This is a genomic window from Arthrobacter sp. NPDC057259 (assembly GCF_042668995.1).
Classification (GTDB): domain Bacteria; phylum Actinomycetota; class Actinomycetes; order Actinomycetales; family Micrococcaceae; genus Arthrobacter.
This window is the reverse complement of sequence record NZ_JBHUYA010000007.1, coordinates 29,102-48,944: the sequence shown is the minus strand read 5'-3', so window position 1 is coordinate 48,944 and position 19,843 is coordinate 29,102. Positions and strand designations below refer to the sequence as shown.

Annotated in this window: 19 protein-coding genes and 6 tRNA genes; 8 read left to right on the top strand and 17 right to left on the bottom strand. The window is 69.6% G+C overall.

Going from position 1 to position 19,843, the window contains the following annotated elements; genetic code table 11:
* Positions 1–54: 54 nt before the first annotated feature.
* The 7 genes from ACFUCU_RS12500 to ACFUCU_RS12470 all read right to left on the bottom strand — a co-directional run bounded on the left by ACFUCU_RS12500 (position 55) and on the right by ACFUCU_RS12470 (position 6,648).
* On the bottom strand, positions 55–1,437 hold the full coding sequence (locus ACFUCU_RS12500; RefSeq protein ID WP_377972937.1) for an HRDC domain-containing protein: 1,383 nt from the start codon (positions 1,435–1,437) through the stop codon (positions 55–57).
* A gap of 116 nt (positions 1,438–1,553) precedes the next feature.
* Complete coding sequence (locus ACFUCU_RS12495; protein ID WP_377972936.1) at positions 1,554–2,198, bottom strand: DUF3000 domain-containing protein; 645 nt, start codon at positions 2,196–2,198, stop codon at positions 1,554–1,556.
* A gap of 69 nt (positions 2,199–2,267) precedes the next feature.
* The gene (locus ACFUCU_RS12490) at positions 2,268–3,359 is read right to left on the bottom strand and encodes a threonine aldolase family protein (protein WP_377973038.1); all 1,092 of its coding nucleotides are present in this window, start codon (positions 3,357–3,359) and stop codon (positions 2,268–2,270) included.
* 37 nt (positions 3,360–3,396) lie between these two features.
* Positions 3,397–4,128 carry an SDR family NAD(P)-dependent oxidoreductase gene (locus ACFUCU_RS12485; protein WP_377972935.1) on the bottom strand — a complete coding sequence of 244 codons (732 nt, stop codon included), beginning with the start codon at positions 4,126–4,128 and terminating at the stop codon, positions 3,397–3,399.
* Positions 4,125–5,498, bottom strand: coding sequence for a DUF6421 family protein (locus ACFUCU_RS12480; protein ID WP_377972934.1), 1,374 nt, complete (start codon positions 5,496–5,498; stop codon positions 4,125–4,127). Before ACFUCU_RS12480 ends, ACFUCU_RS12485 begins: the two co-directional genes overlap by 4 nt.
* Positions 5,499–5,644: 146 nt before the next feature.
* Positions 5,645–6,142 (bottom strand): peptide-methionine (R)-S-oxide reductase MsrB, encoded by a 498-nt coding sequence (msrB, locus tag ACFUCU_RS12475; protein WP_377972933.1) that lies wholly within the window; start codon positions 6,140–6,142, stop codon positions 5,645–5,647.
* Positions 6,143–6,156: 14 nt separating this feature from the next.
* Positions 6,157–6,648 (bottom strand): hypothetical protein, encoded by a 492-nt coding sequence (locus ACFUCU_RS12470; RefSeq protein ID WP_290258084.1) that lies wholly within the window; start codon positions 6,646–6,648, stop codon positions 6,157–6,159.
* Positions 6,649–6,828: 180 nt separating this feature from the next.
* On the opposite strand from ACFUCU_RS12470, the gene ACFUCU_RS12465 reads away from it, so the two are divergent.
* Complete coding sequence (locus tag ACFUCU_RS12465; RefSeq protein WP_377973037.1) at positions 6,829–8,256, top strand: alpha/beta fold hydrolase; 1,428 nt, start codon at positions 6,829–6,831, stop codon at positions 8,254–8,256.
* Between the two features lie 16 nt (positions 8,257–8,272).
* Here the strand turns inward: ACFUCU_RS12465 and ybaK are convergent, their stop codons facing one another.
* From ybaK to ACFUCU_RS12450, 3 genes are read right to left on the bottom strand one after another with little or no spacing between them, the layout of a single operon-like run.
* Positions 8,273–8,767, bottom strand: coding sequence for a Cys-tRNA(Pro) deacylase (gene ybaK / locus ACFUCU_RS12460; RefSeq protein WP_377972932.1), 495 nt, complete (start codon positions 8,765–8,767; stop codon positions 8,273–8,275).
* An 8-nt stretch (positions 8,768–8,775) separates the two neighbouring features.
* A complete protein-coding gene (locus tag ACFUCU_RS12455) occupies positions 8,776–9,237 on the bottom strand; it encodes a SufE family protein (RefSeq protein ID WP_290258081.1) in 462 nt (153 codons plus the stop codon).
* A gap of 9 nt (positions 9,238–9,246) precedes the next feature.
* Entirely contained in the window at positions 9,247–10,164 is a 918-nt protein-coding gene (locus ACFUCU_RS12450; protein ID WP_377972931.1) for a sulfurtransferase, read from the bottom strand.
* A gap of 213 nt (positions 10,165–10,377) precedes the next feature.
* Here ACFUCU_RS12450 and zapE point away from each other — a divergent pair, with 213 nt between their 5' ends.
* Positions 10,378–11,415 carry a cell division protein ZapE gene (gene zapE, locus ACFUCU_RS12445; protein ID WP_377972930.1) on the top strand — a complete coding sequence of 346 codons (1,038 nt, stop codon included), beginning with the start codon at positions 10,378–10,380 and terminating at the stop codon, positions 11,413–11,415.
* 152 nt (positions 11,416–11,567) lie between these two features.
* Here the strand turns inward: zapE and ACFUCU_RS12440 are convergent, their stop codons facing one another.
* From ACFUCU_RS12440 to ACFUCU_RS12415, 6 genes are all read right to left on the bottom strand, one after another.
* Entirely contained in the window at positions 11,568–11,834 is a 267-nt protein-coding gene (locus ACFUCU_RS12440; protein WP_377972929.1) for an antitoxin, read from the bottom strand.
* A gap of 203 nt (positions 11,835–12,037) precedes the next feature.
* Positions 12,038–12,109: transfer RNA gene (locus ACFUCU_RS12435), tRNA-Val, on the bottom strand.
* A 34-nt stretch (positions 12,110–12,143) separates the two neighbouring features.
* Positions 12,144–12,216, bottom strand: a tRNA-Gly gene (locus tag ACFUCU_RS12430).
* A gap of 54 nt (positions 12,217–12,270) precedes the next feature.
* Positions 12,271–12,345, bottom strand: a tRNA-Val gene (locus tag ACFUCU_RS12425).
* Between the two features lie 40 nt (positions 12,346–12,385).
* Positions 12,386–12,456 (bottom strand) — tRNA-Cys (locus tag ACFUCU_RS12420).
* A gap of 47 nt (positions 12,457–12,503) precedes the next feature.
* Positions 12,504–12,576: transfer RNA gene (locus tag ACFUCU_RS12415), tRNA-Gly, on the bottom strand.
* 442 nt (positions 12,577–13,018) lie between these two features.
* Here ACFUCU_RS12415 and ACFUCU_RS12410 point away from each other — a divergent pair.
* The 3 genes from ACFUCU_RS12410 (at position 13,019) to ACFUCU_RS12400 (ending at position 14,744) form a co-directional block, all read left to right on the top strand.
* Positions 13,019–13,093 (top strand) — tRNA-Val (locus tag ACFUCU_RS12410).
* Positions 13,094–13,352: 259 nt separating this feature from the next.
* On the top strand, positions 13,353–14,198 hold the full coding sequence (locus ACFUCU_RS12405) for a cytochrome (RefSeq protein WP_377972928.1): 846 nt from the start codon (positions 13,353–13,355) through the stop codon (positions 14,196–14,198).
* Between the two features lie 303 nt (positions 14,199–14,501).
* Positions 14,502–14,744 carry a hypothetical protein gene (locus ACFUCU_RS12400; protein WP_377972927.1) on the top strand — a complete coding sequence of 81 codons (243 nt, stop codon included), beginning with the start codon at positions 14,502–14,504 and terminating at the stop codon, positions 14,742–14,744.
* A 235-nt stretch (positions 14,745–14,979) separates the two neighbouring features.
* Here the strand turns inward: ACFUCU_RS12400 and ACFUCU_RS12395 are convergent, their stop codons facing one another.
* Positions 14,980–16,587, bottom strand: a complete 1,608-nt coding sequence (locus ACFUCU_RS12395; RefSeq protein WP_377972926.1) for a DUF222 domain-containing protein — start codon at positions 16,585–16,587, stop codon at positions 14,980–14,982.
* A 130-nt stretch (positions 16,588–16,717) separates the two neighbouring features.
* On the opposite strand from ACFUCU_RS12395, the gene def reads away from it, so the two are divergent.
* Genes def through ACFUCU_RS12380 form a run of 3 tightly spaced genes read left to right on the top strand, consistent with a single transcriptional unit; the run spans position 16,718 to position 19,823 of the window.
* Entirely contained in the window at positions 16,718–17,293 is a 576-nt protein-coding gene (gene def, locus ACFUCU_RS12390; protein WP_377972925.1) for a peptide deformylase, read from the top strand.
* Complete coding sequence (gene fmt, locus ACFUCU_RS12385) at positions 17,290–18,210, top strand: methionyl-tRNA formyltransferase (RefSeq protein ID WP_377972924.1); 921 nt, start codon at positions 17,290–17,292, stop codon at positions 18,208–18,210. Before def ends, fmt begins: the two co-directional genes overlap by 4 nt.
* A complete protein-coding gene (locus ACFUCU_RS12380) occupies positions 18,207–19,823 on the top strand; it encodes an RsmB/NOP family class I SAM-dependent RNA methyltransferase (protein WP_377972923.1) in 1,617 nt (538 codons plus the stop codon). The genes fmt and ACFUCU_RS12380 overlap by 4 nt, the downstream gene beginning before the upstream one ends.
* Positions 19,824–19,843 lie beyond the last annotated feature (20 nt).

Genomic DNA, 19,843 nt, shown 5'->3' with positions numbered 1-19,843 from the left:
ATGTTACTCGTGAGTAACATCACAAGCAAGGAGCCCTGCCCCGGAACTTAGGCGTCACACGGCTGGCGGCGTGACCGGCTTGGGTTCTTTGGGCGGCAGCGGTTGCGGGTTGAGGAACGAGTCCGCGATCAGCCCGGCGGTGAGTTCGATCTGCCACTGGCGGGCGCCGAGGTTCTGCAGCTCCTCGGCGATGCCCTCCTCGCTGACCTCGGCCGGCGGGCGCCAGGCCACGCGGCGCAGGAAGTCGGGGGTGAGCAGGTTCTCCACCGGCAGGTTCAGTTCCTCGGCCAGGGCCTGCAGCCGGGGACGTGCGGTGGCGAGGCGTGCCGCGGCCTCGGGGTCACGATCGGCCCAGACGCGCGGCGGCGGGGGAGCGTTGGTGGGCAGGTGCAGCGGAGGCAGGTCCTCAAGGTTGCGGGCGGTGCTGATGCAGCGGAGCCAGCGCGGGGCCTCGCGCTGGGCGGCCCGGCCGTGGAAGCCCTTGGTGCCCAGCAGCTGCGGGACCGTGGTGGGCATCGCCTTCGCCGCGGCCACCAGGGAGGAATCGGGGATCAGCCGGCCGGGGGCGACGTCGCGCTTCTGGGCCAGCGAGTCACGCTCGAGCCAGAGTTCGCGGACCGCTGCGAGTTGCCGGCGGTCGCGGATCTGGTGCAGGCCGGAGGTCTTGCGCCACGGGTCCACCCGCGGCGGCGCCTGTCCGGCCTCGAGGATCGCGGCGAATTCCTGCTCGGCGTACTCCAGCTTGCCGTCCGCGGCCAGCAGTTCGATCAGTTCCTCGCGGAGCTCGGTGAGGACCTCGACGTCGAGGGCGGCGTAGCGCAGCCAGGGTTCGGGCAGCGGCCGGGTGGACCAGTCTGCGGCGGAGTGTTCCTTCGCCAGGCCGAAGCCCAGGAGCTGTTCGATCACGGCGGCCAGGCCCACCCGGGGAAGTCCGGCCAGCCGGGCGGCGAGTTCGGTGTCGAAGAGTTTGTCCGGCCACATGCCCAGCTCGGAGAGGCAGGGGAGGTCCTGGCTTGCCGCGTGCAGGATCCATTCCACGCCGCGGAGCGCGTCGTTGATGATGGTCAGGTCGCGGAACGGTTCCGGGTCGATTAGCCAGGTGCCGGCACCCTCGCGGCGGATCTGGACCAGGAAGGCCCGCTGGCCGTAACGGAAGCCGGAAGCGCGTTCGGCGTCGACGCCGGCGGGGCCATGGCCCGCGGCGAGGGCCGCTGCGCAGCGTTCCAGTCCGGCCTGCGTTTCGATCACGAGGGGGACCCCGTCGCGCGGGGCGTCCAGGTCGATGACCGCGGGAACCAGGCTGTCGAAGCCCTCGACGGTGATGTGCTCGGCTCCTCCGGGCTCCGGCGTGCCGCCCGCTGTGGCGGCGGCGGTGGGGGCGGCGGCTGGTGCGTCAGCCGTGTCTGCGGGGCTGGAGTCCGGTATCTGAGCGGTCATGGTGACTCCAGTTTACCGATAACCCCGCTGAGCAGGCCGAAAGCCGCTTGACGGCACACCGCGGCAGGGTCCGGCAAAGGGTGTAATCGGGGCACGAAAGGACGCCGGGAGGGGGCTCAGGCGGGCCGGGGGCGCCGGCGCGGGAGCACGGCCACGCCCTCGGGAAGCGGCGGCAGCCCGGCGAAGGTGCAGACCATGTCGGCCCAGGCCTCCAGGTGGGCGCCGATGTCCCGTCCCTCCGGGGTCCAGGAGGCCCGCAGCTCGATGTCGATGGCGCCGGGACGGTCCGCCAGCGTGCCGAAGCTTTCCGAGAGAACGCGGGTGGCGGTCCCGCCGGCGGAGCGGTACGGGGCCCGGTGGTTTTCCAGTGCCTCGACCAACCACGTCCAGGCCACGGAGCCGAGCATTTCGTCGTTGCCCATGTCGGGTTCGAGTTGGGCGCGGATGTAGGTGACGATCCGGAATTCGCCGTCCCAGACCTCGGACCCGTCCGGGTCGTGCAGGAGGATGAAGCGGCCGGTGGCGAGTTCGACGTCGTCACTCCCGGCGGCCGGTGCCAGCGCCGCGGCCGCGGGGCCGTGGACCGCGCCCGGTGTGCCGTCGCCGGGTCCCATTACCTCGGCGCCGAGGGCGACGGCAAAGGGGGCCAGCCGGGCGGGGGCGGGGATCTCGTCGAGACGCAATTCGCTGCGGCAGCGGGCTTCGCGGAGGGTGCCCAGGGCGAAGAGGAAATCCGCCGGCGCCTGGTCGAGTGCAGTCACAGGGACAGGGTAAGCACGGGGTCCGCCCCGGCCGGGCAGGCTCGCCGCCGGGCCGGAGCGGAGGGACGCCTAGTGGTCCGCGAGTTCGTGCCGGATGGCGGCGACAAAGGCATCGACGTCGTCCTCGGTCGTGTCGAAGGAGCACATCCAGCGCACCTCGCGCCGCGCTTCGTCCCAGTCGTAGAACCGGAACGAGGTGCGGAGCCGGTCCGCCACGCCGGGAGGCAGGATGGCGAAGACGCCGTTGGACTCGGTCTTCTGGCTCAGCTCGACACCGGGGACGGACTCGACGCCGGCGCGCAGCCGGGCCGCCATGGCGTTGGCGTGCGAGGCCGAGCGCAGCCACAGGTCGCCCTCCAGCAGGGCGATGAACTGCGCGGACATGAACCGCATCTTGGAGGCGAGCTGCATGTTCATCTTGCGCAGGTAGATCAGGCCGTGGGCGGCCTCGGGGTTGAGGGCCACCACCACCTCGCCGAACAGCAGGCCGTTCTTGGTGCCGCCGAAGGAGAGGATGTCGACGCCGGCGTCGCGGGTGAAGGCGCGCAGCGGCACGCCGAGGTGGGCGGCGGCGTTGGCCAGCCGGGCGCCGTCCATGTGCAGCTTCATGCCCTTGGCGTGCACGTGCTCGGCGATGGCCCGGACTTCCTCCGGGGTGTAGCAGGTGCCCAGTTCAGTGGTCTGGGTGATGGAGACGGCCAGCGGCTGCGCGCGGTGCTCGTCGCCCCAGCCCCAGGCCTCCTGGTCGATCAGCGCGGGGGTCAGCTTGCCGTCCGGCGTCGAGACCTGCAGCAGCTTGATGCCGCCGATCCGCTCCGGGGCGCCGTTCTCGTCCATGTTGATGTGGGCGGTGGAGGCGCAGATGACCGCACCCCAGCGGGGCAGCAGCGACTGCAGGGAGAGCACGTTCGCGCCGGTGCCGTTGAAGACCGGGAAGCACTCGATGCCGGTGCCGAAGTGTTCCTCCATCAGCTGCTGGAGGCGGGCGGTGTAGTCGTCCTCGCCGTAGGAGACCTGGTGGCCCTCGTTGGCGGCGGCCAGGGCGGCCAGCACCTCGGGGTGCACGCCGGAGTAGTTGTCGGAGGCGAAGCCGCGGACCGCGGGGTTGTGCAGCCGGGCGATCGTGGGTGCTTGTTCGGGGGTGTGGACCGCGCTGGTCATCGTTTCGTTCACGCTTTCAGTGTAGGCAGATGCCGGTTCAGCGGCTAAGCGGCAGGCGCCGGCCGTTGAGTTCCCCGGCAGGGGTGTCGAAGAGCCGGACGACGGCGGCGGCCAGGTCGGTGACGTCCGTGTAGCCCGGGAATTTTCGTTCCGGTGCCGCGGCGCGCATGGCGTCGTCGAGCAGCGCCTTGACCACGAAGACGGCTGCGGCGCTGTGCTGTTCCACCGGGTGTTCCTTGTGGCCGGACTGCTCGCGGCGGAAGCCGTCGGCCATGGCCAGGGTCCAGGCTTCGGCGGCGGCCTTGGCCGCGGCGTAGCTGGCCGCGCCGGCGGTCGGGGCGGCCGCGGTGGTGGAGGAGACCATGGCGAACCGGCCGGTGCCGGAGGCGGCGAGGTCGTCGTAGAAGGCGCGGCTGACGTTGCGAAGCGTGGTCACGGCGTTTCGTTCCAGGAAGTCCCAGTCCTCATCCGGCTGGTCCGCGATGCCCTTGGCGCCGCGCCAGCCGCCCACCAGGTGGATGACGCCGTCGAGCCGGACGCCCCGCCCGGCGAGGTCTGCGCGCAGTGCGGCGACGGCGGCCGGGTCGGCCAGGTCGCAGGTCAGCGGGACCACGCCCTCGCCGGCGGCGGCCGCGGCGGCCGTGATCCGGGAGGCGTCCGAGCCCACGGTGAAGACCGCGTGCCCGGCGCCGCGGAGGGCGCGGGCGACGGCGATGCCGGAGGCACCGCTGCCGCCCGCGACCAGGACGTTCAACACGTCAGCGCTCATGCGGCGGTTTCGGAGGTGCCGGTGATGCCCGCGGTGGACTCGATGACGGTGCGCATCTTCTTCTCCAGCGCCTCGTAGAACATTGAGAGCGGGAACTCGTCGTCGAGGACCTGGTCGGTCAGGCCGCGCGGCGGGCCGTCCAGGGGGAGCGCCTCCGGGCCCTTCGCCCAGACCGAGGCCGGGTTGGGCGTGACGGTCGAGGAGATGAGCTCGTACGCGGCCAGCCAGTGGGCGGTCTTGGGCCGGTCGATGGAGCGCCAGTAGAGTTCCTCGATCCGGGCGCCGAGTTCGACGACGACGTCGGCGGCCTCGTCCCAGTCGATGCTGAGCTTGCTGTCGGTCCAGTGCAGGACGTGGTGCTGGTGCATCCACGCGAAGAGCAGTTGGCCGCCCAGCCCGTCGTAGTTGCGGACCCGGCTGCCGGTGATGGCGAAGCGGAAGATGCGGTCGAAGATCACGGCGTACTGCACCAGCTTGGCGTGCCGGCGGGCTTCCGGATCGGCGTCCTCGTCCTTTTCGATCTTCACGGATTCGCGGAAGGCGGTCAGGTCGCAGCGGAGTTCCTCCAGGGAGTAGAGGAAGAAGGGCATGCGCTGCTTGATCATGAACGGGTCGAAGGGCAGGTCGCCGCGCATGTGGGTGCGGTCGTGGATCAGGTCCCACATCACGAAGGTTTCCTGGGTCAGCTCCTGGTCCTCGAGCAGGGCAGCGGCGTCGGCCGGCAGCTCCAAAGAGGCGATGTCCGCGGCGGCGTGCAGCACCCGGCGGAAGCGGGCGGCCTCACGGTCGGCGAAGATGGCGCCCCAGGTGAAGGTGGGGGTCTCGCGGACGGCCACGGTTTCCGGGAAGAGCACCGCGGAGTTGGTGTCGTAGCCGGGGGTGAAGTCGAGGAAGCGGATCGGCACGAAGAGCTTGTTGGAGTACTCGCCCGCTTCCAGGCCGTCGATGAATTCCGGCCAGATGACCTCGATCAGGACGGCTTCGACCAGCCGGTTGGTGCTGCCGTTCTGGGTGTACATCGGGAAGACCACCAGGTGCTGGAGGCCGTTGACCCGGTGCCGCTGCGGCTGGAAGGCCTGCAGCGAGTCCAGGAAGTCCGGGACGCCGAAGCCGCCGTCGGCCCAGCGGCGGAAGTCCGTGACGAGCAGGTCCAGGTAGGCGGCGTCGTGCGGGAAGGCCGGGGCCAGTGCGGCGACGGCGTCCGTGATGGTCGCGACCTGATCCGCGGCGGCGGCGTGGTCCGCCGCCTCGGGGACCGAACCGTCCTTGATCTGCAGGGCCTGCAGGGCGGTGGCGGCGGACTTCAGGCGCTGCCAGTCCGGGGACTCGGCGGTGATCGGGGCGGAAACGGTGAGGGCGGTAGCGGTCACGTCGGCGGCCTTTCTGGTTGCTCGGGAATCTACGGCGAGCGTAGCAAGCAAGCAGCATCCCTAACGCAAAATTAGCGCGAGCATAAGAAAGACTGGGGCAACCGTGGCTGCCCCAGTCTTCCAGCTCAAGCTGTCCGCGCCCTTGGCTAGTCCTCGGCCGGAACCAGGGTCAGCGACACGGAGTTGATGCAGTACCGCTGATCCGTGGGGGTGCCGTAGCCCTCGCCCTCGAAGACGTGGCCGAGGTGCGAATCGCAGGCGGCGCACCGGACCTCGATACGCTCCATGCCCAGGGTACGGTCACGGATGTAGCGGACGTTGCCCTCCGCGAGCGGTGCCCAGAAGGAGGGCCAGCCGCAGTGCGAGTCGAACTTCTCGGCGCTGGTGAAGAGCTCGGTGCCGCAGGCGCGGCACTTGTAAACGCCCTGGGTGTGGGTGTCCCAGTACTCGCCGGTGTAGGGCCGTTCGGTGCCGGCCTGACGGAGCACCTGGTACTCGGCCGGGCTCAGTTCCTGGCGCCACTCATCCTCGGACTTGACCACCGGCTGGACGCCGGAGCCGGCAGTCTGCTCCGTGTCGGGTTCGGCGTCGGTGACGGGGGAGGGGACGGGTGAATTCTTGGGTTTGTTGCCAAAGATACTCATGGCATCCATAACGCTTAGGAGTCCCCGATAAATCCCGAGCCGGCGTACAGGTGCAACACCGGCAGGCCCAGCTTGTCCTGCGCCTCGTTGGCCCAGTCGGTGTGGAAGGTGTCCGCCACCGCGTGCGGGCGGGTGATGACCACGGCCTGGCCGGCGTTGAGCTCCCGTGCCTTGGCAACCAGAGCGTCCACCGGCTTGCCTTCGACCACCTCCCCGGTCACGCCGCCGCCGATCCCGCCCAGGGCGGTCAGCGAGGCCGCGAGGGTCTCCGCTGCGGCCGTGCGCTCGTGCTCCGGATCAGGCTGTTTGCCGGAGAGCTCGCGGAATGCCTTCGCGAACTCCAGCATGGAGAGGTTCTCCAAGAAGTCCACCAGCAGGTGCCGTTCGGTGTTGGCCGGGACCAGGACCACCAGCGGCATGTCGCCGTCGGCGACCAGGGTCTCGATGTTGACGCGGTCGTCCGCGTTCAGGGGCTCTTCTGTCAGGATGACAATCGGGTCGCTCATGCCCCCAGCCTAGTCCCCGCGGTCAGCATCCGGGCGGGTCCCGCGCCCGATGCCGGACTGGCGTGCCGGGTGGGTGAGAATGATGGCATGGTCTCCCTTCCGCGTCCCTCCCGGCGTCCGGTGCCGGTACCGATGTCAGCCGCCCTCGCCTGGCAGAGTCCGCCTCCGGCGTCGCGCGCCATGCAGCGTTTCTCCGGCGGAGCATTCCGACGCGGCACCAGCCGCCGCGTCCTGCCCGTCCCGGTGGCGGCTGCCCCCGCGCCGGCCGCGTCCCTGACCCGCAACGCGAAGTGGGCGGCGGCCGGGATTGCCGGCGGCGGAGCCGCTGCCGGACTGCTGGCCGCCGGCTCGTCGGCGCTGGCGCTGTATTTCGCCCGCCGCGTGGTCACCCCCGTCCGGGTCCGGGAGGAGGACCAGGAGGTCCTGGCCGTGATCCGCGACGCCGGCGGGAAGCCGCAGGTGATCCTCAAGGCCACCCCGGACGCCGTGGTGGACGGCGTCTACGGACTGTTCTTCGACGGCGGCCGCGGGCACGCCCGGATCGGCCGGATCGTCTCCTACTCCCCGGCGGAACAGACCGTGCTGCGCGAGGTGGAGGCCGTCTACGCTGGAGACCTCAGCCAGGTCCGGCGGGCCTATTGGAGTGGCGCCGTACACCCGGATCCCGCGGCGCTGGGCCTGCCGGCGGAGGACGTCGAGATCGAGGTCGACGGCGGCACGGCGCCGGCATGGCTGGTCCGCCCCGCCCCGGCCGTCGACGCCCCGTCCGGCGCTCCCGTCGCATCCTCTGCTGCCGGAGACGCTCCCGACGCATCCTTCGCACCCGCCGCAGGCGAAGCCCCCGCCACTCCCGGTGCCGAGGCGCCGTCGAGGGAATCGGCGCCGCCGTCGGATGTGTGGGCGATCATGGTCCACGGACGCGGCGCCTCACGGCAGGAGGGCCTGCGGGCCGTCCGCGTGGCCCGCGACCTGGGCCTGACCAGCCTGCTGATCACCTACCGCAACGACGGCCAGGCGCCCTCCGCCCCGGACGGCCGCTACGGTCTGGGCTGGACCGAGTGGCGCGACGTCGAGGCGGCCATCGGCTACGCCCTGGAGCACGGCGCCCGCGAGGTGGTGCTCTTTGGCTGGTCCATGGGCGGCGCCATCAGCCTGCAGACCGCCGACCTCTCCCGCTACCACCACCTGATCCGGGCCATGGTGCTGGACGCTCCGGTGATCAACTGGGTGGACGTGCTGGCCCACCACGCCCAGCTGAACCGGATTCCCTCGGGTATCGGACGCTACGGGCAGCTGATGATGAGCCACCCGCTGGGCCGGCGCCTCACCGGTCTGGCGGCGCCGGTGGACCTCAAGGCGATGGACTGGGTGTCCCGCGCCGTGGAGTTGCGGACGCCCACGCTCATCATCCACTCGGTGGACGACGAGTACGTTCCCTACGGCCCGTCCGCGGTGCTGGCGGAGAAGAACCCGGAGATGGTCACGTTCGAATCGTTCACCACCGCGCGGCACACGAAGGAGTGGAACGTGGACCCGGAGCGCTGGGAAGCCCTGGTGACGGCGTGGCTGGGACAGCGGTTGGCCCCGCGGGCCACCCCGGTGGACTAGGCGGAACGCCCGGCCGTCAGCGGCCGGTGCCGATCCGGGCCGTGCTGGCGCCGGTGAGCCGAACCAGGTCCTGCGGGCTGAGTTCCAGGTCCAGGCCGCGCCGTCCGCCGGAAACCAGGATGGTCTCGAGGGCCAGGGCGCTCTCGTCCAGCACGGTGGGGGAGGACTGCCGCTGGCCCAGCGGGGAGATGCCGCCGAGCACATATCCGGTGCGGCGCTCTGCGGTCGCCGGGTCAGCCATGGCAGCCTTCTTCCCGCCAAGGGCCGCCGCGAGGGCCTTGAGGTCCAGGTTGCCGCTCACCGGCACCACGCCGACGGCGAGCCGGCCGTCGACGTCGACCATCAGGGTCTTGAACACCCGGGCCGGATCAATGCCCAGCACCTCCGCCGCCTCCATGCCATAGCTGGCCGCCGCCGGATCGTGGGTGTAGGGGTGCGCGGTGAAGGGAACCCCGGCCGCCGCGAGTGCCGCGGTGGCCGGGGTTCCCTGCGAGGCAGTCTTGCGTGCCATGGTGCCGGTCAGCCCTGCTGCGGCAATTCGGCGACCTTGCGCTTAATTCGCCCGAGCATCGCGGTCATGCCGCGCATCCGGAGCGGCGTGATGGCGCGGGTCAGGCCCAGCAGCTCGGGCATGTCGTCCGGCACCGCCAGGATCTCGGCGGGGCTGAGCCCGTCCAGTCCCTCGTGCAGGACACCGGCGAATCCGCGGGTGGTCGGAGCCTCCGGCGGGGCCTTGAAGAACAGCCGGACGCTCTGGGCCCCCGACTGATCCGCGGCGGGCTCGGTTTCGATCGTAAGGAACAGCGGCGACTGGCACTCGACCACCTGCTCCAGCAGCTCCGGGTGGTCCAGGAGCCGGGCCGGCGGGTCGGGCAGTTCGCGGGAGAACTCCAGCAGCAGCTGCAGGCGCTCGGATTCCTCGAGTGCCTGGAAGTCGTCAACGATCTCCGCCAGGGCGGTGGGCAGGGCAGTGGAAGTCACGATTCCAGCTTACTTTCCCGCGGGGACGGTGCCGCGCTCGGCGCCCCTGGCGATCGGGACGCGGACGGCGTTGCCCCACTCGGTCCAGGAGCCGTCATAGTTGCGGACGTTCTCGAAGCCCAGCAGGTACTTCAGGGCAAACCAGGTGTGGCTGGAACGCTCGCCGATCCGGCAGTAGGCCACGACGTCGTCGCCAGGGGTCAGCCCGGCCTCGCCCAGGTACAGCGCCTCAAGCTCGGAGCGGTCGCGGTAGGTGCCGTCCTCAGCGGCCGCGCGGGCCCAGGGGATGGAGGCGGCGGTGGGGATGTGGCCGCCGCGGAGGGCGCCCTCTTCGGGGTAGGCCGGCATGTGGGTGCGCTGGCCGGTGTATTCCTCGGGGGAGCGGACGTCGATCAGCGGCTTGCCCAGGTGGGCCAGCACGTCGTCCTTGAAGGCACGGATCGGGGTGTCGTTGCGCTCGACCACGGGGTACTCGGCCGGTTCGACGGCGGTCTTGTCCGTGGTGAGCGGCCGGCCCTCGGCGATCCACTTGTCGCGGCCGCCGTCGAGCAGCCGGACGTCCTCGTGGCCGAACAGGGTGAAGACCCAGAGCGCGTAGGCGGCCCACCAGTTGGACTTGTCGCCGTAGATGACCACGGTGCTGTCGCGGGAGATGCCCTTGGCGGAGGCCAGGGCGGCGAACGCTTCCCCGTCGACGTAGTCGCGGGTGACCTCATCGTTCAGGTCCGTGTGCCAGTCGATCTTGACGGCGCCCGGGATGTGGCCGGTCTCGTAGAGCAGCACGTCCTCGTCGGATTCGACCACCACCAGCTGACCGTTCCCGACGGCTCCGTCCTCCAGCGCGGCGGCGAGCCAGTCGGTGGAGACCAGCCGCTCGGGGTGGGCGTAGCCGGCAAATTTCTTGTTCTGCTCAACGGGGTAGGGCATCAAGAGCGCCTTTCACTGGAAGTCGGGGGTGCCGGGCGGACGCGTGTCGCGGCCCCGGGCCTATGACAACACTAACCACGGGCGCGCGGGATTGTTCCTTCGGGGTTCTCAGGGGGAAATATGGTCTTCGTCACGGCCGCGGCCGCCGCCGGTAGCCACTGCGGCTTTGCCGGTAGTCTTTCTGGGGACACGAGACCAGCAGAACGGACCACCTTGGTACAGATCGAACAGCTCGCCGCCAGAACCCCGGCGGTTTCCGTGGATGAACTCCTCAAGGGTTTTTATCCGTCGCCGCGCTTTGGTGAGGTCTCTTTCGCCAGCTACCGCCCCGATCCGGCCCAGCCCAGCCAGGCTCACGCCGTCCGGGCGCTGGAAACCTTCGCGGCCGGCGTCGGCGCCGGAAGCGGCGATGGCCTGTTCAAGCGGCTCTTCGGCAAGAAGGAAACGTCCCGCGCGGGCATCTACCTCGACGGCGGTTTCGGCGTCGGCAAGACCCACCTGCTGGCCTCTCTCTGGCACGCGGCGCCGGGGCCCAAGGCGTTCGGCACCTTCGTGGAGTACACCAACCTGGTGGGTGCGCTGTCCTTCCGGAAGACCGTGGAGGCCCTGAGCAGCTACAAGCTGGTCTGCATCGACGAGTTTGAACTCGACGATCCGGGGGACACCGTGCTGATGTCCCGGCTGATGCGCGAGCTCGCCGACGCCGGCGTCAAGCTCGCCGCGACCTCCAACACCCTGCCCGGTTCCCTGGGCGACGGCCGCTTTGCCGCCGTCGACTTTCAGCGCGAGATCCAGGTGCTGGCGGACCAGTTCGACGTCGTCCGGATCGACGGCGAGGACTTCCGCCACCGCGGCCTGCCGAAGGCTCCGTCGCCGCTGCGCAACGATGAACTCACCCACCACATGCAGCGGGAATTCGACGGCAAGACCGTGGCCAAGGACGAATTCAGTACCCTGATCAACCACCTGGCCGGCGTGCACCCCAGCCGCTACCGGCAGCTGATCGACGGGATCGACGCCGTGGTGTGGCGCAACGTGGAGACCATCACCGAGCAGGCCGTGGCGCTGCGCTTCGTGGTGCTCGCCGACCGGCTGTACGACAAGGACGTCCCGATCCTGGCCAGCGGTGTGCCCTTCGACCGGCTCTTCACTGAAGAGATGATGACCGGCGGTTACATGAAGAAGTACTTCCGGGCGGTCTCGCGCCTGACCGCCCTGGCCCGCGAGGGCCAGAACCACGAACCGTCGTAGGACTCACGGCGGCGGTGGTCCCGCCGTCCGCCCCGGCGCCGCCGGCTGCCCGCGGCAGCCGCGCCGCGTCGGCGTCTCGGTGTCACTGATTAAACGACGAAGGTGCCGGCGCCGCCTCACGGCGGGACCGGCACCTCGCTGACGTACCTGGGCTAAAGGCCCTGCTGCCGGGGTTCCCCGGCTACTGGCGGGACCCCCGCGACGTGGGGTTCGCTGGCGGGACCCGTTTCGGGCCGTCCGTTGGCGTTGTCCACGTAATCGGAGGCGCTCCGCTGAACGGTGTCGACGCGGTCGGCGTACTTTCCGCCGGTCTTGGAATCGACGAAGTCACCGGCCTTCTCGATGCCGTCCTTGATAGCCGTTTCGTTGCCATCAATCAGCTTCTGAGCCTTGCCCTTTAGATCGTCAAGTAAACCCACGGGCACCTCCTTTCAGTCGCGGAGCCAGATCGCTCCTAGCGCTTTCGATCCTAGCCCCGGCCCGGAGGCATGCCAAGGGAACTGACGGTTTGTACGCCCAGAGGAGAAAGCCATGATGGAAGGGGCATCACGACGGCGGCCGGTCGCGGTGCCGGGAGGCGAGGAAACGAAAAAAGCAGCTCCCGGGGGAGCTGCTCTGAGAGTGGGCGATACTGGGATCGAACCAGTGACCTCTTCCGTGTCAGGGAAGCGCGCTACCGCTGCGCCAATCGCCCGCAACCGGAAGAATCCGGAGTGGATGGTAAAGAGAGCGGACGACGAGATTCGAACTCGCGACATCCACCTTGGCAAGGTGGTGCTCTACCAGCTGAGCTACGTCCGCATTTAGTCCGTCCGGCAATGCCGGCGGTACTGGATCAAGCAAGTTGCCTTGCTTTGGTGGGCGATACTGGGATCGAACCAGTGACCTCTTCCGTGTCAGGGAAGCGCGCTACCGCTGCGCCAATCGCCCCTATGCATCCGGCCGGAACCGGAAACCAGGGTTTTCACCGAGGTGGGTACGGGATTCGAACCCGTGTATACGGCTTTGCAGGCCGCTGCCTCGCCTCTCGGCCAACCCACCGTGTAGACAGAATCCGTAAAGATCCTTATCCGTGACAGTGTCCTGCGAGCGGACGACGAGATTCGAACTCGCGACATCCACCTTGGCAAGGTGGTGCTCTACCAGCTGAGCTACGTCCGCAGTGTTGATTGTTGATTTCCCGCCGCACTCGGCAGTTCCTCGCGTTCCAACGAGTAAGAACTCTATAGGAGGTTCAGGCAATCTACAAATCGAGGGCGTTCCGCCGGCTGCCAACCCCCGCGGATCCCTGTAACCACGCGGATTTTGCTAATTACAGGGCTGTAATTCGAGGCCGTTTCCCGGCAACGTCGCGAGGGGCGGAGGTGACGGCTTGGGTGGGGGCACGACCAGCACGGCGCCGCTCCCGGCGTCACGAATCGCTGGTCCGGCCATCCGAAGTGTGGCTCTGTACGGCTGACGGCTCTTCAGAGGTTCCGACGTCGTCATCACGATTCGCGGACACCCCTGCCGGGCCCGGCCCGGGACCCGTCAGGCCGCCCCGTCCCAGTTGAAGGCCGATTTTTGATTTCCGCCGGGGTGGGCTAGCATTCAAGGGCACCCGGGGCGATTGGCGCAGTGGTAGCGCGCTTCGTTCACACCGAAGAGGTCACTGGTTCGAACCCAGTATCGCCCACCAACAGATGGTCCGTTCCGCTCTCCGAGCGGGGCGGACCATTGTTTTTTGGCGGTCAGGCGTCGTTATCGGCTGGGCCGGTCGGGCCGAGGACAGGACGGTCTCGGGCAACTCGACGGACACCGACCGCGGGCAGCGCCTCCCGGCGATGTATTTGGCTACCGGCAACCGGCTACGCACACGCGGCGCCCGCAACCGCCGTCGTCGTTGATCGCCTCCACAGTTTCATATCGCGTCAGACCCCTGTGAAAGAGTTTTTGCCATGACAGCCCCACTCCTCGCCCACGCCACCGAGTATGGACGGATGTACGCCCGTTCCACCTCGGCCCAGTTCACGGTTCCCTCGATCACCACAGTGATCGGCCAGCAGCCGCACGGACTGGATGGCTGGTTCGGCTACATGGGCGCCAACAGCCTGGCCGCAGATCCATCGCTGCCGGAGATCCTGGGCAGCCCGGCAAAGGTCCGCCAGGCCGTCAGTCGGGCGGCGAAGGCCGCGGAAACCTATCGGGACGACGCGGCCAAGCGCGGCGACCGGGTACACAACTACTGCGAACAGGTTGCGTTGCGTGCCTTGGGCCGGCCGCACCAGATGAAGGAAACCCGCGAGGCACTGGCGGCTAACGGCGAGGAAGCCTTCGCGGCCCGCTTCGACGAGTGGTGGGAGCTGTTCCAGGTCGAACCGATCGCACCGGAGATCACTGTCTGGAACCAGACCGTGGGCTACGCGGGAACCCTCGACCTGGTGGCGAAGATCAACGGTCGCACCTGCCTGATCGACTACAAGACAAAGGGCACCACGCGGGACGGCATGGTGAAGCCGCTGGACGCCAAGGTGGTGATGCAGCTGGTGGCCGGTATGAAGGCCGAGGAGAGCCTGGTTGACCCGGTGGCGGGGGAGTGGGAGCCGTGGCAGCACGGTGATTCGCCCATCCTGCTGGCCGTGGCCATCGGCGAGACCGAGGTCCGTCCGGAACGCGCCAACCCCAACGTGCTGAAGCATCATTGGTGGAAGTTCTGCGCGCTGCGACGGGTCTGGGAGATGTCGGCCGACACCGTGGCGGCGGGTCCCGCGCTGCTGCCGATCGCCCCGCCGATGGCACGCTAACCCTTCGCCTTAGCGCCTCTTTCGGGCCGAAACGCCCTTCCGCGAAGCGGCGCCGGCTAGGCACGCTAGGGCATGGCAGTTCGTCGTAGCTCTCGTTATCACTGCATGGTCGGTGCCCTCACCATGGCACTGCTAAGCGGTTGCGCGGCTCCCGGCGGTCCGGGCGAGGGGACGGCATCTGCAGCACCCACCGTGGAATCGGGATCCCCGACCGCTCAGGCTCCTGGACAACCGACCACGCCGGCATCCCCGTCGGGCGCCCCAGCCACTACGGCCGTGCCGGCATCGGAGACTCCTGTGGCCGTGCCGTTCAACCTCTTCACGCATTGCGGTATCCGCGAGGCACTTGTCGACGGGACGTACTTCCTCGCCGACAAGATCCTCGACGACGGCAGTGGCAACCCTCCCGCAGGCTGGGACAACCCCTACCAGGCCGGCACGATGACGGTCAGTGGCTCCACGGCGGTTTTCCGGGACGACGCGGGACACGCAGTGACTTTCCATTCGCGGCCGGGAGCCACCGGTTTCCTGAACATGTGCTCGTGACAGCAATCCCGGGCAGACCCAGTCACGACGGCGGCGCCAGCCACTAAACGGCGGGAGGTAGCAGCCGGTCCCGCGGCGCCGGCCGGATGACTGCGGGTGGTAGCACGCGGCCTCACGGCGTCGGCCGAATGACCGGCGGGAGGTAGCTTCCCGTCCCGCGGCGCTGGCCAGATGACGGCGGCAGTTAGTAGCGGGACGGAAAACCGGCCAGCCAGCAAAGTTGGGGACATCCCGGCTAGGCAGCAACAGGACGGAAGAATCCGTTGCGGCACGGTCTTCGGCCGGGGTCCACGTGCGGTGGCGGGATGAACCATGGCACCCCCAGGCGGACTTGGATCTCCCACTGTTCCTTGTGGACGACGTGATGGTGATGCGAGCACAGCAGCACGCCGTTGTCCGTACTTGTGGCCCCGCCGCGTGACCAGTAGTCGATGTGGTGCGCCTCGCACCACGGCGCCGGGATGGAGCAGCCGGGGAAGGCACACCCTTGGTCCCGGGCAACCAGTGCCTTCCGGATATGCGGCGGGAACACCCGTGACGCCCGGCCGATGTCCAGGACGAGGCCCTCACCGCCCAGCACCACAGGGATGATGTCCGCGTCGCACGCAATCTTCCGCACCGTCGAGGCGGTGACCGGGCCCGAGAAGAGCATGGTCCCCGTGCCCTCGCTTGATTCGATCCGTTCCAACAGGTCCCGGTAGTCGATAGTCACCATCACCTGCGGCCTGAGCCCTCCGGCGGCCGGTAGCCCATCTGAGCCGGAGGCAACCTTGCAGCCACCGACCAGTCCGTCGAGGCGCTTCTGGGCAAGGGAGCGCAGGTCGAGTCCCACCCCGCCGTCCATATCCGGGGGTGAACCAGAGACGCCGCCCTCGGTGCCCGGCCTTCCGCAGCTGGCGCCATCGCGGCCCTCTGCAGGGGTTACGGACCCACCGCCGTCGTTCCCGATCCGCGGATTTGTAGCGGTGTTCATGACGGTGATCAGGTGCTCGAACTGCTCGTCCGTGGCGAAAATCTCGAGGTGCTGCAGACCGTGCCGCCGCCTCCGGATGAAAGCGCCCTGAAGCTGCCGGAGTAGCTCCTCTGACGGTTCGCTCCCGTCCGGGTCCACAGCGTTCAACCACCGCTGCGCGATCCGGACCAGGAAATCGGGGTCATGTTCGACGGCGGTGCGGGTGAGGGCGTGTTCCATGCGCCCGAGCGTGGCGGTGTCGCAGACGGGTTTTGCGTTTGCCAGGGCCGCCACGGTGACGCAGGCCGACCGCGCAGAGACGTCGCCCGTTGCCACCGCGGCTCCCAGTTCCTCGCGGACCGGCGGAAGGAGCTCTCCAGTCAGGTCCTGCCGTGGCAGTACCGCCTCGGCCAGCCGCAGCCTGCTCCGTGCCTCGGCGAGAGAGATGTGCAGCCTGGCCCGGAGGAATTCCGCGGTATTCCGGTAGCCGTCGTCCGAGGCAGCGGACAGGGTGACGGCAATATCTTCGGAGGCAGACCGTCGCGCGGGTACCGCTGTCGCTGCTTCGTCCGCCTCCGCGATGACCGGCCGGGTGGGCTTGGCCGGCTCCTGCCAGCCGCTGGTCCAGCCGGGAACGGCGCGGGCTTCGGGTGCAGCCAGTTTCCGGCTCCGGTCCACCGCCGCTGCGGCCACGAGTTGCCAATATTCGGTGAGCCGGGACAGCTCTTCAGCAGCGTCCGCCAGGTCAGCGGCCGCCTGGACGTCGAGTCGGTAGGCGTCCCGCACCGCCTCCGGACCGGCCTCCCGGATCAGGGACACGGCCGCATAAACTCCGGCGACCGACGTCGGTCCGGAATCGAGATCCGCGATGAAACCCCCGATGGCTTCCATGCATCAAGTCTCCTGCGGGGGTCTGACATTTTTAGCGGGGCGATGCACAAGGCAGGGAAATCCCCGCTACCGAATCTGGCACTAAACTGGATGGAATCCCTGACCGCCCAGCTCGAAGGACAAATCACCCATGGCCATTTTGAACATCCGCATCATCGGGGACCCTGTGCTGCGCACAGTAGCCGATCCCGTGACGGAGTTCGGGCCCGAGCTGGCGAAGCTGGTGGCGGACATGCTCGAAACCATGGAGGACGTCGAAGGCGCCGGCCTGGCCGCCCCGCAGGTGGGCATCAGCCAGCGCGTCTTCACATACCGGATCCGCGGCGTCGAGGGTCACATCATCAACCCCGTCCTGGACAACAGCGAGGACTTCCAGCCCGACGAGGTGGAGGGCTGCCTCTCCATCCCCGGCCTGGGCTTCCCCGTCCGCCGCTTCCGCCACACGCGGGTGACCGGCGTCGACGTGCACGGCAACCCGGTGGAGCTCGAGGGCGAGGGCATGCTGGCCCGCGTCTTCCAGCACGAGACGGACCACCTTGACGGGATCCTCTTCACGGACCGTCTCGAGGGTGAGGACCGGAAGGCCGCCCTGCGCGCCATCCGCAACGCCAACTATGACTCCATCACCGAACAGACGACGTCGAAGCGCGCCAAGACCGTTGGCTCCAGCTTCGGCGCCGGCGCCTCCTTCGGTTCCGCCCAGTGAGGGTCCTCTTCGCTGGCACCCCCGCCGTCGCCGTCCCCTCACTTGACGCGCTGGTCGGCGCAGGGTTCGACGTCGTCGCCGTCCTGACGCGCCCCGACGCGCCGCAGGGGCGCAAGCGCGTCAGGACCCCGTCGCCGGTGGCGGCGCGGGCGGCCGAGCTCGGGATCGAGGTCATCCACGCGGCGAAGGTCGACGCCGACGTGACGGCCCGGATTGCCGCCGCCGCCCCGGACGTCGCCGCCATTGTTGCCTACGGCGGCCTGATTCCTCGGGCCGCGCTCGACGTCCCCGCCCACGGCTGGATCAACCTGCACTTCTCGCTGCTGCCGGCCTGGCGTGGCGCCGCCCCGGTCCAGCGCGCCCTGATCGCCGGCGACGACGTGACCGGCGCCGTAACCTTCCGGCTCGAGGAAGGCCTGGACACCGGCCCCGTCTACGGCACCCTCACCGAGTCGGTCGGACCCGAGGACACCGCGGGGGAACTGCTGGAACGCCTCTCCCACAGCGGCGCCGTACTGCTGGCCCAGACGCTCTCCGCGGTCGACGCCGGCAAGGCCGCCGCGGTCCCGCAACAGGGGGATGTCACCCTCGCCCCGAAGCTCACCCTCGAGGACGGCCGGCTCGACTGGCAGCTCCCGGCGCTGGCAATCAGCCGACGCTCGCGCGGCGTCACCCCCGAACCGGGTGCCTGGACCACGCTGGACGGACAGCGGATCAAACTTGAACCCGTCCGGCTGCGGCCCCACGCCGCGGCGCTTCCGCCGGGACACGTGGCGTTGGATGGCAAGGCCGTCCTGGTGGGAACCGGCTCACACCCGGTGGAACTGACCCGGGTACAGCCCGCAGGCAAGAAAATGATGGCCGCCGCCGACTGGGCGCGCGGGCAGGCAACACTGGAAAGCGTGGTCTTCGAATGAGCGAGTCCGGATCGAACGGAATCGGCCGCGGCCGCAGCGGAGGCGGCGCGGGCAGCCAGCGCGGCCAAGGCAACTCCGGCAGCCAGCGCGGAAAGGGCGGCGCCGGGGCCGACAGCTCCCGCGCCGGCGTGCGCCGCGACGCGCAGGGCCGCGAACGCAACCGGGGACCCAAGCGCAACTTCACCGAAAGCGCCCCGGCCCAGCGCACCCGTCGCGCCGACCCGGCCCGGCTGGTGGCCTTCGAGGTGCTCCGCGCCGTCGCCGCCGAGGACGCCTATGCCAACCTGGTGCTCCCGGCCCGGATCCGCCACCACGGCCTGGACAAGCGCGACGCCGGTTTCGCCACCGAACTCAGCTACGGCGCCCTCCGCGGCCAGGGCACCTATGACGCCGTCCTGGCCCGCTGCGTGGACCGGCCGCTGGACCAGCTGGACCCGGCGATCCTCGACGCCCTGCGGATCGGCGCACACCAGCTGCTGGCCATGCGCGTCCCGGCGCACGCCGCCCTCGACGAGACTGTCGGCCTGGCCCGCGCCGTCATCGGCGCCGGCCCCTCCGGCCTGATCAACGCCGTGCTGCGCAAGGTCTCCGCCCACACGCTCGACGAGTGGCTCGAGCTCCTGCTCACCGGGGAAGCGGACGAGACCAAGGGCGCCGCCATCCGCTACGCCCACCCGGAATGGATCGTCCGGGCCTTCCGCCAGTCGCTGGTGGCGCACGGCCGGCCGGTCTCCGAGATCACCAGCCTGCTGGAGGCGGACAACGCCGCCCCGGTGGTCAACCTGGTGGCCCTCCCCGGCCTCGGCAGCCTCGACGAGGCGCTGGAAAACGGCGCCACCCCCGGCGAGCTGGTGGAGGGCTCGGCGCTCTCCAGCGGCGGCGACCTGGGCCGGCTCGCCTCCGTCCGGGACGGCAGCACCCGCGTCCAGGACGTCGGCTCCCAGCTCGTGGCCCGCGCCCTCGCCGAGGTGGACCTCGCAGCGGAAGGCCACGGAGAAGCCAAGAACGACGACGGCGAACGCTGGCTTGACCTCTGCGCCGGTCCCGGCGGCAAGGCGGCCCTCCTCGGAGCCCTCGCCCGGCAGCACGGCGCCACCCTGCTGGCCAACGAACCCGCCCCGCACCGCGCCAAGCTGGTCAGTCAGGCCCTCAGCGCCGTTCCGCGCGAGACCTGGCAGGTCCGTACCGGCGACGGCCGCGAGGTGGGGGCCGAGATGACCGGCCAGTTCGACCGCGTCCTCGTCGATGTGCCCTGCACCGGCCTCGGGGCCCTGCGCCGCCGCCCGGAATCACGCTGGCGCCGCACGCCCAAGGACCTCGCGGACCTGGGCCCGCTGCAGCGGGAGCTGCTCAAATCCGCGCTCGACGCGGTCAAGCCCGGCGGCGTCGTCGCGTATGTGACCTGCTCGCCGCACCCGGCCGAGACCACCGCCGTCGTCAGCGACGCCCTGCGCAAGCGCGAGGACCTGGAGCTGCTCGACGCCGGCGCCGCGCTGGACGCCGTGAGCCTCACCGGTCACCTGGACGCCGGCCACGAGTCGACCGCCCAGCTCTGGCCGCACCTGCACCGGACGGATGCGATGTTCCTGGCGCTCATCCACAAAAAGGCCTGATCCAGCGGTCATACTGGCAC